This is a genomic window from Gardnerella sp. Marseille-Q9185, from assembly GCF_046508745.1.
GTDB classification, from domain to species: Bacteria; Actinomycetota; Actinomycetes; order Actinomycetales; family Bifidobacteriaceae; genus Bifidobacterium; species Bifidobacterium greenwoodii.
Genome location: NZ_JBKFWK010000002.1, coordinates 1 through 13,468 on the forward strand (window position 1 = coordinate 1; position 13,468 = coordinate 13,468).

Annotated in this window: 11 protein-coding genes, 3 tRNA genes and 1 pseudogene; 14 read left to right on the top strand and 1 reads right to left on the bottom strand. The window is 44.1% G+C overall.

What is annotated here, in order from left to right; genetic code table 11:
* The first annotated feature begins 62 nt into the window (after positions 1-62).
* A complete protein-coding gene (locus tag ACLD5M_RS02605; protein WP_410314549.1) occupies positions 63-779 on the top strand; it encodes a hypothetical protein in 717 nt (238 codons plus the stop codon).
* A gap of 342 nt (positions 780-1,121) precedes the next feature.
* Here ACLD5M_RS02605 and ACLD5M_RS02610 read toward each other — a convergent pair.
* Positions 1,122-1,286 (bottom strand): annotated as a pseudogene (locus tag ACLD5M_RS02610) (ATPase); the annotation flags it as partial.
* Positions 1,287-1,660: 374 nt separating this feature from the next.
* Here ACLD5M_RS02610 and ACLD5M_RS02615 point away from each other — a divergent pair.
* From ACLD5M_RS02615 to ACLD5M_RS02675, 13 genes are all read left to right on the top strand, one after another.
* Entirely contained in the window at positions 1,661-3,106 is a 1,446-nt protein-coding gene (locus ACLD5M_RS02615; RefSeq protein WP_410314550.1) for an FHA domain-containing protein, read from the top strand.
* Positions 3,107-3,122: 16 nt separating this feature from the next.
* Positions 3,123-6,872 (top strand): helicase, encoded by a 3,750-nt coding sequence (locus ACLD5M_RS02620; RefSeq protein ID WP_410314551.1) that lies wholly within the window; start codon positions 3,123-3,125, stop codon positions 6,870-6,872.
* Positions 6,869-7,075, top strand: a complete 207-nt coding sequence (locus ACLD5M_RS02625) for a hypothetical protein (protein ID WP_004127727.1) — start codon at positions 6,869-6,871, stop codon at positions 7,073-7,075. The genes ACLD5M_RS02620 and ACLD5M_RS02625 overlap by 4 nt, the downstream gene beginning before the upstream one ends.
* A gap of 116 nt (positions 7,076-7,191) precedes the next feature.
* Complete coding sequence (locus ACLD5M_RS02630; protein ID WP_029600038.1) at positions 7,192-7,368, top strand: FmdB family zinc ribbon protein; 177 nt, start codon at positions 7,192-7,194, stop codon at positions 7,366-7,368.
* A 197-nt stretch (positions 7,369-7,565) separates the two neighbouring features.
* Positions 7,566-8,324 (top strand): hypothetical protein, encoded by a 759-nt coding sequence (locus tag ACLD5M_RS02635; protein ID WP_410314552.1) that lies wholly within the window; start codon positions 7,566-7,568, stop codon positions 8,322-8,324.
* A gap of 316 nt (positions 8,325-8,640) precedes the next feature.
* Positions 8,641-9,624, top strand: coding sequence for a hypothetical protein (locus ACLD5M_RS02640; RefSeq protein ID WP_410314635.1), 984 nt, complete (start codon positions 8,641-8,643; stop codon positions 9,622-9,624).
* 175 nt (positions 9,625-9,799) lie between these two features.
* Positions 9,800-10,093 carry a co-chaperone GroES gene (groES, locus tag ACLD5M_RS02645; RefSeq protein WP_004127748.1) on the top strand — a complete coding sequence of 98 codons (294 nt, stop codon included), beginning with the start codon at positions 9,800-9,802 and terminating at the stop codon, positions 10,091-10,093.
* Positions 10,094-10,227: 134 nt separating this feature from the next.
* Positions 10,228-11,325: a histidinol-phosphate transaminase gene (gene hisC / locus ACLD5M_RS02650; protein ID WP_004135754.1), complete on the top strand. Its 1,098-nt coding sequence runs from the start codon at positions 10,228-10,230 to the stop codon at positions 11,323-11,325.
* A 111-nt stretch (positions 11,326-11,436) separates the two neighbouring features.
* Positions 11,437-11,518 (top strand) — tRNA-Tyr (locus ACLD5M_RS02655).
* 1 nt (position 11,519) lies between these two features.
* Positions 11,520-11,591: transfer RNA gene (locus tag ACLD5M_RS02660), tRNA-Thr, on the top strand.
* 4 nt (positions 11,592-11,595) lie between these two features.
* Positions 11,596-11,669, top strand: a tRNA-Met gene (locus ACLD5M_RS02665).
* Positions 11,670-11,722: 53 nt separating this feature from the next.
* Positions 11,723-11,893, top strand: a complete 171-nt coding sequence (gene rpmG / locus ACLD5M_RS02670; protein WP_004105548.1) for a 50S ribosomal protein L33 — start codon at positions 11,723-11,725, stop codon at positions 11,891-11,893.
* Between the two features lie 124 nt (positions 11,894-12,017).
* Positions 12,018-13,298 (top strand): FAD-binding protein, encoded by a 1,281-nt coding sequence (locus ACLD5M_RS02675; RefSeq protein WP_410314553.1) that lies wholly within the window; start codon positions 12,018-12,020, stop codon positions 13,296-13,298.
* Positions 13,299-13,468: the final 170 nt, after the last annotated feature.

Genomic DNA, 13,468 nt, shown 5'->3' on the forward strand with positions numbered 1-13,468 from the left:
TTTGTGGGTTTATGTTTTTCACTGCGTTTTAAGCGTGGTGGAGAAGAAGAAAGGAAAATATTATGTTTAACAAGAAGGCTATCGCCGCACTCGCTGCTGGCGCCACCCTCGTTTCCGGCTTGGCTTTCGCCGCCCCAGCTTTCGCTGCAGGTTTTTCTGGCTATGGTTCCGGCACTAATGGTGACGTTACTAAGCACGGCACTACTGAACAGCTCGGTGATACTACTCAGACTGATTCTCCAAAAACTCCTACTAAGGCTAGCGACATGCGTTTTGGTGAAGCTTCCAAGTTCGATGAAAAGGGCATTAAGGCTACAGATTATCCAGCATACGAGAACCCAGTTTACAACGAGGGTTACAATCCTGAGTATTCCAAGCATGCTGGTGCTGTAGAAGCTAAGAACAATGAGCTTGTTCGCTTGTACAACAAGAAGATTGAAAAGATTTACGCATGTGGCACTGTAGATGCGCTTATTGAAGATAAGGCTAAGTGCGTTGCTGAGATGGAGAAGGAGAAGGAGAACTTCGTTAACAACCGTCTCCCAAGCCTTTCTACTGAGGATGTTTACGGCCCACGTGATTCCAAGAACCGCACCGTAATGAAGTCTCATCGTCCAATCGATGGAGATAAGGCTCCAGCTAAGGCTGCTGCTAAGGCTGAAGCTAAGAAGGCTGCTGCTGCTCCATTGGCTAAGACCGGTGCTGCTGTAGCTTTGGCTGCTGTTGCTGCTTCCGTGCTTGCTGGCATGGGCGCTGCTCTTCGCAAGATCCGTCACTAAGCTTTTAACACGTTAATCGTGTTGATTGTTTAATGATTTGTTTGTGAGCGTGCCGTATGTGAGTATGGTGCGCTCACTTGTTAAATCTTTCACTCAACGTGCTGTAAGGGCTTTATGTTCTTGCAGCGGGTTTGCTTTCGGGCTTTTGCATGATTCTACTGTTTTGCCAAATCTCTTTCTTCACGGTAGTGTTGTGCGCTGGCTTTCGATGGCGTGACTGTTGAGTGTTTGGCTGGCTTGTTTGTTAGGGAAACGAGTCGGTTTTGTTAAAGGGCTTGGGTTTGGTGCTACTAGGGGCATCAGGCTCCAAGCCCTTTCTTCGTATGCGTTCCACTGTTTGGCTCAATTTGTTTCGAGAAGCCATTGCGCTATGTCTATTACGCGGATTCCTTCAATGTCGTAAGAATCATGACGCGTATTTGCAAGCAGGATTTTAGGGTAAGAGTCTTTTATTGCTTTTAGTGGCGAAAGTTCGCGCTCCAATGTGGAATCATCGCTAATATTATTTTCGGAATAGTAGTATTTTTCACTTTTGAAAGTAGATACGTATTTTCACTTTCAAAACTGTAATATTTTTTAAGTTTTGAAAGTGGTGTTTGTTATAGCGCCAACTTAAACTTACGAAAAATCAAAGTTTAAGACATAGTATTTATAAGTTTAGGTCGCTTTTGCGGAAGATTTCGACCTAAACAGCACGCGCGCGAGTAGTTTATGTCGCCTACGCAAGAAAATCCGACCAAAACAGCGCAGCGGTGAGTAGTTTATGCCTCTCGCGTAAATATGTAATATTTTTATGCGAAAAATCAATAAAAACTAGCGCAATATACACAAAGCATGACACAATAGAAGGTAGTGTGTGTTTTCTGAAGGGAGCAGATCACGTGAGTGAGCGACAAGTCGTGCAGCGCTGGATGATTACAGTAGGTGGTGTTGAGCAGGCGCGCGTTGGAGCAGGTCAGTCGGTTGAGATTGGTCGAAAGCCTATACGCCCATTGCGTGAAGATGGATTTAAGCGCATTGACATAGTAGATAATAAGCGTTCTATGTCTAAGCGCCACGCGCTACTCATTGTTGATCCTAAAGGCGTGGCAACAATACGCGATTTACATTCAACAAACGGAACTTACTTAGTTGGCTCAAATGGTGATTTGTTGCGACTCGACCCAGATGTTGATTTCCAGCTTCCAGACAGTTTAATGCGAATGCAGTTTGGTGATGTTCCTGTTGATTTTGTGCGCGTAGAAGATGAAGTTCAGGAAGAAGAGACTAGTAATGTGCGTGACTTGTTCTCTTATGCCACTGATGATGAAAAGCATGAGGAGCCTGCCGCGTCTGGCTTGTCGGTAGATCAGATTCTTGATTTGCGCGCGGGCGAGCCGACTGGAATTTTCCACGCACAGTCAGTGTCGGAACCTGGATTGTCTTGGCAAAAAGGCAAATCTATTAAGGATGCGCTTGAGGGTAGTGCGTCGGTTGATAATGCGTTGGTTGATTCTGAACAGATTGATTCTGCGTCGGTTGATTCAGATCCGATCAATGCTGCACCAATTAATCACGATGTAACAGTTCCTGTTGTTTTGGAGCAGCAGGAAGCGCCTGTTGAGCCGCGTAATTTGTTTGCGGATGCTCGAGCGGAAAGTGAAAATGCTCAAGCAGAGAGCGAAAATGCTCAAGTTGCGCAATCTCAAGCAGAACCGCTTAATGCAGAACCGCTTAATGTAGAGCCTCTTCAGGCAGAGCAATCTCAAGTAGAATCCGCTCAAGCTGAGTCCTATGAAGTCGAATCAGATAAAGTTGAATCAGCTGAAGTCGAATCATCTGAAATTGAATCGACTGAAACAGAACCAGCTGAAGTCGAGCCTTCCCAAACCGCATCAAATCCATTAGAAGGTAATCGATATTACTTAACTCACGAAGACTCTAATAAAGCGTACGAAAATTACACAAATATAGGTCCGCTTGATTCGCGCTTTACAGCCACAAGTATTGATATTAGTGATATTAGTGGTATTGATTCCGACGCATCTTATACTCCTGCTTTTGAACCTGGATCCGTATTTGAGAAAGTATCGAAAGGCGAGTTTGACGCTCAACAAAATATTGTAGAAGCTGGCGGATTCACTTCTAAAGAAGCAGAAGAAAGTACAGATTTTTCAAAGCAATTTGAGATGGCTCAACATTCCGAATTGCTGCCATACTTAGCGTCAAATCCTGGATTGTACGACGACTTATACGCTTGGCTTGCAGCACAAGGCAATGCGGATGTAGATGCAGCACTTGCGCGTAACAGCGGTTATAGTGCATACCGTAAAGCTATTGAACAGTAAGTGAGTAGGTGGGAAAATGAGTGAGGCAAACAGCGAGCAGAATGGCGAGCAAAACGTTGAGCAAAGAAGTGAGCTGAACGTTGATCAAAATGTTGAGAACAGCGTTGATCAAAACAATTCACAAGTAAGTGCTCGAAGCAGCGCAATCAAAAATATTGTTGCTTGGAAGCAGCAGTATCAGTCTCAGCTATCTCCTTCTCCACTAGAAGATATTACGCAACTTGCAGCGCAACTAGAGCTTACTCACGCACATCCTTCTGGAATAGCGCAACTTTTTGCAAGTGGAAAAGTAACGTTAAAAGCTTTATTCCGCGATGCTGGAATGTTGCGTGCTGCTGGGCGTAGATTGGATCGCGTTTTTGAAGATCGCGACGCAAAAGCGCACGAAAGCGGCGTATCTGAGCTTTCTCTGGTTGTTGGAGTTGCATCTTGGAATGGTAATCATGTTCCAGTTCTCACATACCCGGTGCATGTAGTTCGTGATACTAATCAAGACGAAACTGCAGCAACTATTTACTTCTCCGGTAGCGTTGGTCTAAACCATGCGCTTGTTCAGCGTTTGAGTGCTCGCGGAGTTGAGCTTCGTGAGGACGTGCTATTTGACGGTTCTCAATACGAAAGCGGTACTCCAGAAACTTCTGTTGTTTTTGACGCTATTTGCAAGAAAGCACGCACTTCTTTCCCAGATTTCGACATTGAACGAGATATTGTACTTGGATGCTTTACGGATGCAGGATCTCGTTTTGTGGCGGAAAGTGAGCAAATTCTTAACGCTTTACAGTCCGGCAATGTTGGAAATACGCTTATTGACGCTATGGCAGGAGATGAGCGTTCAATACAAGCGATTAACGCTGATAATAAGCCGGAATATAGTCCTTTTGATGCAGATCCACATGGTGAGTGCGAAGTTGGAGATGTTGACAACACCGTTCGCTATGCTGCAGATCTTGTTTCTTCCGGAAACTCGTTATTCGTTAATATTGATTCCGGTTCGGATTCGGCCGCTATTGCTGCCGCAATCGCTTCACGCTCGGTTCTTGCAGGACGCTCAGTTTTGTATGTTCCAAATGTGATTGAACAACAGCGTAGATTCCGTTATACGCTTAATACGCATGAAATTTCTTCACTAGCATTAGACGTTGCAGATGGGCATATTGCTAAGCATGTTGATTCGCAGCTTATTTCTGCGGTTGGAGCGCGTCAAAGCGTTGCAACATCGCGTTTTGAGCAGGTTGCCGACGAATTAGTTGGTGTGCGCTCGCGTCTTACTCGCTATTTAGGTGACCTTCACGGAGTTAATGAAACTTGGGGAGTGTCGGCGTATCAAACAATACAAAATCTTGCTGCAATTGCTATGCTCCCAACGCATCCTTCTACGCACGTGCGTTTAGACGTTGCTGCAGCACATGCAATTACTGGTCAAATCGATACTTGGTTGCAAAAATTCCATCAAGCGGACGAACTTGGTGAATTTAATATTAATCCTGAAGATACTCCGTGGTTTGGCGCTTCTATTTACGACGAAAACGAAGCTGTATCGGTGTATCAGCGAATAGTAGATGTTCTTCTTAAGCTACTTCCTGCTACTCGCGAGCAGGTTAAAAGCACTGTTCAAAGCTGCGGTTTCCCTGTTCCAACAACTGCGCGCGAATGGAGCAGACAAGTTACTGTTTTGAAGAATTTGCGACGCGTACTCGATGTGTTCCAACCTGAAATTTTTGAGCGCGATTTGGACGCAATGATTGAAGCTAGTAAGCCGAAAGCTGTTAGAAAAGCTGAAGGCACGATTATGGGCTTCTGGGAGCGTCGCCGTCACCTGCGTGAAGCGCGTAGTTTGCTTAGAGTCGGAGCTAAGGTTGACGACTTGCATGAAGCTTTGAAGATTGTTTCTCAGCAGGCTGCTCAGTGGCGTACTTTTGTGCCTCACGGTGGATGGCCTGTTTTGCCGCCAAAATTAGACGAATTGGTAAATACTCAAGAAGTATTATCTAGGAATCTGGTGGCTCTTGACGCAGTATTATCTACGACTCGTCAAGGTGCAGATCTTGAAAATATTGAGTTTGCGCAGCTTGAGTCACGTTTGCAGGATTTGCACGACGATCGCGCATCTCTTGATACTCTTCCAGGTCGCTGCAAGTTGGAAAGTGAATTCAGCAAGGCTGGTTTGCTTGATTTAGTAAGCGATTTGCGTCATCGTCATATTACAGGAGATGCTCTTGATGGCGAGTTGCAGCTTGCCTGGTGGACTACAGTTTTTGAAGATATTGTTAATTCTTCTGCGATTATTTCGCATCAAGATGGTTCTGCTATGCAGGATGCTTCGGATCGTTTTGTACAAGTAGATACTGAGCATGTGCGTTCTATTGGCCCAATGGTTCAGCAAGAAGCTATGAGGCATTTGTGCGAATTGCTGTTCTCGCATACTCAGGAAGCAAATCAACTGCACACTATGCTTGCAAGCAACCGTTCCGGAATAACATTTAATAAGCTTTTGCGCAATTATGCCGAGATTCTGCTTGCTGCAAAGCCAATCTTAGTGGCTATGCCATCAACGCTTACTATGATGACTCCGCTTAGCACCATTGCGAACACTGTAATTATTGATTCTGCAGAGCATATATCAAATATTGAACTATTCTCTATTTTGGCTCGAGCTTCGCAAGTAGTTGTTCTTGCGCATAAGCAGACTGTAAGCTCCGAAAGTTTGCGTAAGCTTATTTCTATTCTGCCATTTGTTACAGTTGTTTCTCGCGCTACAAGGCGTTCCTTGCGCTTGGCTCGATTCTTGGAAGAACATGGTTACGGAAAGTTGCGTCACGATGTTCCTATTGAACGCTTGCAAGGCAAGGTGCGTCTGCACCAGGTTGATGCTACTGGAGTTCCAGTGCTGTCTTCCGGACTGATTGAAAGCAGTCAGCGCGAAATTGACGAAGTAGTTGAGCTTATTCGTCAGCGCGCGAAGACTTTCACTGTTGTTCCTTCAAGCTACATGCTTGTGGTTGTGACTTTAACAAACGTATTCCGCAGTCGTTTGGGTGCAGAATTGAAGTCTTTGTCTATTAAAGACGAAAATATGGCTCGATTCTTGCGTCATGTGCGTTTAATGAGTGTTCACGAAGCTTCTGGAGCTATTGCTACGGATGTTATTCTGTCTCTGTGCTACGCAAAAACTTCTCACGGACGTTTGCTTCAGCAATTTGGTTTGCTGGAAGAAGAAGGCGGCAAGGGTATGCTTTTGGATGCGCTTGCTTTGGCTCGTAGGCATCTTGATATTGTTAGCGCATTTACTTCCAAAGATATGGATGATGAGCGTTTGCATCAGGATGGACCAAAGTTACTTAAGACTTTGTTGCAGTGGGCTGAGCAGTTAAGCGATAAGCCTTTGCGTCCGGAAGATGCTCATGATGTTGAAGCGCAAGTTGCTGCTGAATATGCTCAAAATAATGTGCTATTTACTGATTTAGCTGAGCGTATTCGTTCGCGCGGATTAAATGTAGCGGTTAATTATGGTTTCGATAACGGCGTTCGTATTCCGCTTGTTGTCGGTCTTGCAGATAAGCCGTTTGCTTTGGCTGTGCTTACTGACGATGCTCAATTTATGAGTGTTCAGTCCACTCGTGAACGTCATCGTATGATGATTCAAGATTTGGAAGCTCTTGGATGGTCTGTTATGACTGTTTGGAGCGTTGGTGCATTCGTTAATCCAGAAAAAGAAGTTGACCGCGTTGTTTCAAGGCTCGGCGAATTGTATGGTGACAACGAATGAGCGATTATGATCCTAATCGACGCTCTCCGCGCAAATCTGTAAGAGTAGTGCGTGAAGGCTCTGAGCTTTTTGATGCCGATGGCGTAAAACTAGAGCCTTCTGATGAACTTACGAAAGAGCAGCGTGCTTTGGATGACGATAATCGCATTTTAAGCGAGCTTCCTCCGCATTGGGCTGTGTTTTCTGAGCGCGGGCGAAACTAGTCGCGCTCGCTGGCCAATAAACTTATGAGTTTGCCTCGGCTGTCACGGCGTATAATAGGATATTTGAAGGAACAGTAAGTTTTTTGTCTTATATTTGTGAAACTTCGGAGGAACTTTTGCCTACTTATCATTACCGTTGTAAAGAATGCGGATACGATTTTTCTGAACATCAATCATTTTCGGATGAACCTATTACCATTTGCCCTCAGTGCGGCAAAAACACTGTTCGCAAAGTGTATTCTGCTCCTCCAATCAATTTTAAAGGCAAAGGCTTTTACAGAACTGATAAGTAAATAAAAGCGCTTTATTTGCGTTTTACTTGCACTTTAGTTGCGCGTTGATAGGTTTTATCCACAACGCGCAATTTTTATTGCGTGACTCTTTTGCTTACGTAAAAATGCATGTTATGAGTACAAGTTTTTCTTTATTCTCGGGGTTTCAACGCTCCGATAGCTCTAGCGCATTGGTTAAAAGGCGCCAACACGATTTTGTGCGGAAAATTATTGTTATTTTATGCGCGGCAATAATGTCTTTGCTAGTTGTATCTACAATTATTGATTCCCAAGCCACGCAAGTAATACCAGTAGCTGCTCATAATATTCATCAAGGATCTAAGATCCGCGAAACGGATGTTAATTACATTCGAGTTCCGCAACATTCCGTGTTTCGCTATGCGCTTGCTGGACGCGTAAACTCGCGCAATCCGCTTATTGCAACTTGTGAAATAAAAACTGGTATGCCAATTTTGCAAAATGCTGTAAGTCATGTACCGGATATTCCTGAAGGTTTTACTTCGATTTCAGTGCATTTATCTAGCGCAGATCACACGATAATACCTGGAGAAGAGGTAGATCTTGCTTTTAGTAAGCCGTTGCAAGACGAGGGCGAAAAGTCGGATGATTCTATAAAAAATGATGAAAATACGCAGGAAGCCGGCGGTTCTGCAAGTAAAAGTAGTAAAAGTAGTAAAAATAGCGAGAATGTCGAAAATAGTAAAAATAGCGAAAGTAGCGACGAAGAATCTGAAGAAACTGAAGAAACTGATATTACGCAGATTGATAGAAGGTATGTAGATGTTGTTAATCACGTTATTGTAATGCGAATAGCTAAAAGTCAACAATCTTCTCAAGATCAGCAGAATACTACGACTCTTGCCATGCCTGCTGCAGACGCTTTACGTTTGTTGCAAGCTCAGTCTGTGAATCCTTCACTTGCGATTGTTGCTATGAAGCACGTTAATAACCGTTAGTGCTAACACAGCATATTGTGTGAAGAAAGATGGCATATTCCCACATTTTGGCGACACGCCGACGCGTTTATATTGCTACACATCCTTAGACGTCTTTATATTAATAGATATGGGTTATGAATCGGTTAGCGCACTAATTGTGTTAATCATCCTCGTAGCCTTATGGTTCGGGTGGTTGCCTAAACGCACGGTTAATGGCATGAAGACCATGCTTGAGCATCGCGAGGATAGGTTTTCACCAACACTACATCTTGTAGGTGAGTGGAGTGCTGCACGCATTTGTGACGGCACAGGTATGTTGGCAAAAGGGGCTTGTATGCAACCGACTCAACGAAAACGAACATTAACTCCTGAACGTATTGCGCGTATTCGTGCTGCAAGACGAGCCGCTATTCGTCGCCGTTGCGTATTGGTTGGCGCTCTTGCTGTTTTAACAGTTCTTGTGTTTATAGTTGGGTGCTCTGGAGCATTTTCGCCAGCTTTCGTGCTTATTCCAGGAGCTATGCTGGCTGCAGTTCTTTATTTCGGTTCTCGTGCCGCTAAGCATGCTCGCGAATGGGAAGCTCGCGTAGCTAAGATGCGTGCTGGATCTTTGGAATCTGTAGATTTGGCAAATGATTCTTTGCGCAACAAGTCTTTGAATGGCGAATCTTTGAAACTTGAAGCTTCGAAGGAACAATCTTTGAAGAGTGAACCTTCAGAATCAGTTGAGCAACATTCTTCTCGCGACGATACCGCAACTTCTGTTATGGAAAAGGGCGAAATTAAAGTCGCGTTAATGCGTGCTCAAGAGGAGCGTAATGCGGCTCTTCTTGCAAGAAGTGAAGCAACTGAAAATACTGAGAACGTTTATGAAAACGTTGCTGAAGATATTGATGAAAAAGAGTACGAAGAAGACTTTAAAGAAGCTAATTTAGCTGTTAAAGAAGATTCTAAAGATTCCGCTGCTGTCAAAAATAATCAAGATTTGATTTCATTCTCTCTTGGAAGCGACGTCAAGTATGATTTGGGCGATTCTGTTGCTGCAGCAAAAGCTCCAGAAAGTTTGGAAATCAAGTCAACTAAGCAGGTTGCTAAAGCAATACCTGTGGTTAAGCCTGCTAAATCTAAAGCTATTAAATCTAAAGCTGCTAAAAGTGCGAAGACTTCTGAATCTAAGTATGCTAAAAATTTGCAAAAGTCAACTTCTTCGCAATTTCATGCAGAAGAGCAGAAAAGTCAAGTAGAAGCTCCGGCAAGTTCCGCAGACTCACTCGGAGTGGCAAATTTGCGCGAAGTTTTAGCTCGTCGCAATGCCTAATTTAAGAATTTTCTAAAAATTTTCTTAAAAGATTAGCACTCGAGTTGTTAGAGTGCTAATTTCGCGCTACTATGAAACACAGAACGTAAGTGCGATTGCAAACGTGATCGTCAGCCTCGTATGTAAAACGCTTGCGTACAAAATTAGTATCTCTCTTAAGAAAGAGGTGGCGACAGTGTCGATTAAGCTCACACCGTTGGAAGATAAGATTATTGTAAAGCAGGCTCAGGCAGAAACTCAGACTGCTTCTGGCTTGTATATTCCAGATAATGCAAAGGAAAAGCCACAGCAGGGCGAAGTTCTTGCGGTTGGTCCTGGTCGTCGTGATGACAAGGGCGAGCGTATTCCTATGGACGTTAAGGTTGGAGACAAGGTTTTGTACTCCAAGTACGGTGGCACTGAAGTGCATTACGATGGCGAGGATTACTTAATCGTGTCTTCTCGCGACGTGCTTGCTATTCTTGGCTAGTATTTAGCCGGTTGAAACAATAAAACTTACGCTGGAAATGATGCAAATGTCATTCCCAGCGTTTTTTATTGCTGCGCGTAAGATGTGATGCGCTATTGCACAGTTAAGTCGTGCGTGGAGTATTATGGAGAAGTATGACATATAAACACCGTAACATTGTAGATACGATTCCTAGCTACAAACAGGGAAAACCAGCTCCTAAATTGGATGGCATTCGTGCGTATAAGATTTCCAGCAATGAGAACCCTTATGAGCCTTTAGAAAGTGTAAAAGAAGCTATTTCAACTCGCGCGCTTAATGTAATCAACCGTTACCCAAATATGCGCGGTACGCAAGTTGTTGAAGAGCTCGCTAAGCGTTTTGGCGTTACGCCAGACGAAGTGGTGCTTGGCTGCGGTTCGACGGAAGTTATTACGCAGCTTGTTGACTTTGTTGCAGGACCTGGTGATGAAGTTGTGTACCCTTGGCGAAGCTTTGAAGCTTATCCGATTATTGTCACTGGCGCTGGAGCTAAAAGCGTGCAAGTTCCTAATCGTGCCGATGGCTCTCACGACGTAGATGGAATTATTAACGCAATTAATGAGCGTACGCGCTTAGTTATTTTGAACAATCCTAATAACCCAACTTCTGCGTCTCTTAGCGAAACTGACGCGCGCAGAGTTTTGGACGCTGTTCCAAGCGATGTACTTGTTCTTATTGACGAAGCTTATGTGCAGTTCAATACCGCAAAAGGCACGGCAGATGGCATGAAGTTGTATCGTGAGTATCCAAATGTGGTTGTTGCACAAACCTTCTCGAAAGCGTATGGCTTAGCTGGTTTGCGTATTGGCTACGGTATTGCTCCTGCAGAGGTTGTAGAGGGCATGCGAAAGGTTGCTGTTCCGTTTGGAGTTTCTCAAATAGCACAGGTTGCAGCTTTGGCATCTTTGGAAGATTTAGCAGTTAAGGAGATGAATGAGCGCGTTGCGGCTCTTGTTTCTGAGCGTGAGCGCATTATTTTGGCTTTGCGCAATCAAGGCTGGAATATTGAGGATGCGTATGCAAACTTCTTCTGGATGCCGTTTGGTGCAGATACTGAGCGTGTAACTGAGCGATTTGTGGCAGTCGGGTTATCGGTTCGTGCTTTTGCTGGCGAAGGTATTCGTATTAGCATTGGTGAGCGCGAGGCGAATGATCGCGTTCTAACAGTTTGCGAAGATTTAAAAAAAGATGGTTTTTCGCTAAATAACTAGCTTTTTTGCATAAAATTTTGTTTTCGGCGTGTCTTAGACTTGCATTCGTCTTGCACTCGTGGCAAAATAGCAAAGTTGCCGTTTGAAGTTCACTTCTTACGACAGACTGCTGGCGGGTTTCCCAAGTGGTCAAAGGGAGCTGACTGTAAATCAGCCGCTTCGTGCTTCAGTGGTTCGAATCCACTACCCGCCACGCCTCGATAGCTCAGTGGTAGAGCACTTCCTTGGTAAGGAAGAGGTCGTGAGTCCGATTCTCACTCGAGGCTCTCTGGCGGGGTAGCTCAGCTGGCTAGAGCGTACGACTCATAATCGTAAGGTCAAGAGTTCGAGTCTCTTCCTCGCTACAACGGCCAGTAGGAGACTGGCTGGCCAACAATGAATTGTAGAGGTGAACGAAATGGCAAGCAAGAGCGCCGACATCCGTCCGGGCATCACAATGGCATGCACGGAGTGCAAGGAGCGTAACTACATCACGACGAAGAATCGTCGTAACACGCCTGATCGTCTTGAGTTGAACAAGTTCTGCCCACGCTGCGGCAAGCACACGCTTCATCGCGAGACTCGCTGAAAATATTCAGCTTGCTGCGTTAATATAGCGTCTTTTTTAGACCTATTTAGATTGCGCAGATTTTATACTTATTACCCCGCTTTTTGCGGGGTTTTTGTTATTTAGTGTTGTTAAGATTAAAACTATGACTATGCAAGCATCATCTACTACGTCTACAGCAAATCCAACTTTCGCAGATATTACAACAATTGGTGTTGGTGGCAAAATTACTCGCTTCGTAGAGCCAAAAACGCGCGTTGCTGTTATTGAAGCCGTTGAAGATGCAGATGAGGCTAATCTTCCGCTATGTGTAATCGGCGGCGGATCTAATATGCTGGTTTCGGATCTTGACTTTAATGGTGTGGTTGTGCGCGATGCTCGTCGCGCTATTAACGTTCTCGATGAAGCAGCGCCAGCAGAAGATGGCGTTGACGCCAAAACTGGTGCAAATATTGTACATGTGAATGCAGAGGCTGGCTGCAATTGGGATGATTTTGTAACTTACGCTATTAATCTTGGTTTAGGGGGTGTAGAAGGACTTTCTGGAATACCTGGCACTGTTGGTGCTTCTGTTGTACAAAATATTGGTGCGTATGGCCAGGAAGTTTCTCAAAGCGTTACTTCTGTAGAAGTTTGGGATCGCAAAAATAAAGTAACGCTTGAATTGTCAAAAGATCAGTTGCATTTTGGGTATCGTACTTCTGCTCTTAAACAAAGCATGTACGCTTCTGCAGGAGTTCCAAGCGATTCGTATTTTCCTACTCCTCGTTACGTTGTTTTGTCTGTTACTTTTTGTTTGAAGCATAGTGATACAGGCGTTGTTGCTCATTCGCAGTTGGCTCGTGCTTTGAAAGTTGAAGTAGGCGAGCGTATGAAAACTTCGGTAATTCGTCGCGAAGTTTTGCGTGTTAGAGCTTCTAAAGGCATGCTCGAAGATGCTTCGAGATACAAAAATCAGTGGATGTGTGGCACAAAAAGCGCTCAAAGTGTTGATATTGCTTTGAAATTGCAAAGTGAAGACTATATTACTGGCGAATTTTTGCAGGGTGATAATCTTTATAGCGATCGTCATAGTTGTGGCAGTTTCTTTATGAATCCAGTGATGACAAGAGCTGAGGCTGATTTATTGCCTGAGGATGCTCCTCGTTTTGAAGCGCTTCTTCCGGACGGTTCTAAAGGTGTAAAAACTTCTGCGGCTTGGCTTATTGACCATGCTGGTTTCCATAAAGGATTTAGGCTTAGTAAAAATGGTGAAGTCTCTGCAGCAGGTCTTTCTTCCTTGCATACTTTAGCGTTGACGAATCGCAATAATGCTTCTTCTAGCGACGTGCTTTCTTTAGCTAAAACTGTTATTGACGGTGTGCGTAATAAGTTTGGTGTGACGCTTATACCGGAACCTGTGCTTATAGGTCTTTCTGTAAACTAAAAATTTTACACTTATGCGTGTGTTTACGCAGAAATATATAAAGCTATTTCGTAAAATTTTGTAAATAATAAAGGAACACACGGTAAAACTACCGTATAAGCAATGTTTTGTGTAATATTTACCTACATTATCCATATAAAAGTTTTGTTTAATCCCATTTATTGTGATTT

What these genes read in the sequence shown, in the direction of transcription:
- ACLD5M_RS02605 (WP_410314549.1), top strand. Translation starts at nt 63, where the DNA reads ATGTTTAACAAGAAGGCTATCGCCGCACTCGCTGCTGGCGCCACCCTC.
- ACLD5M_RS02620 (WP_410314551.1), top strand. Translation starts at nt 3,123, where the DNA reads ATGAGTGAGGCAAACAGCGAGCAGAATGGCGAGCAAAACGTTGAGCAA.
- ACLD5M_RS02625 (WP_004127727.1), top strand. Translation starts at nt 6,869, where the DNA reads ATGAGCGATTATGATCCTAATCGACGCTCTCCGCGCAAATCTGTAAGA.
- ACLD5M_RS02640 (WP_410314635.1), top strand. Translation starts at nt 8,641, where the DNA reads ATGCAACCGACTCAACGAAAACGAACATTAACTCCTGAACGTATTGCG.
- hisC (WP_004135754.1), top strand. Translation starts at nt 10,228, where the DNA reads ATGACATATAAACACCGTAACATTGTAGATACGATTCCTAGCTACAAA.
- rpmG (WP_004105548.1), top strand. Translation starts at nt 11,723, where the DNA reads ATGGCAAGCAAGAGCGCCGACATCCGTCCGGGCATCACAATGGCATGC.
- ACLD5M_RS02675 (WP_410314553.1), top strand. Translation starts at nt 12,018, where the DNA reads ATGACTATGCAAGCATCATCTACTACGTCTACAGCAAATCCAACTTTC.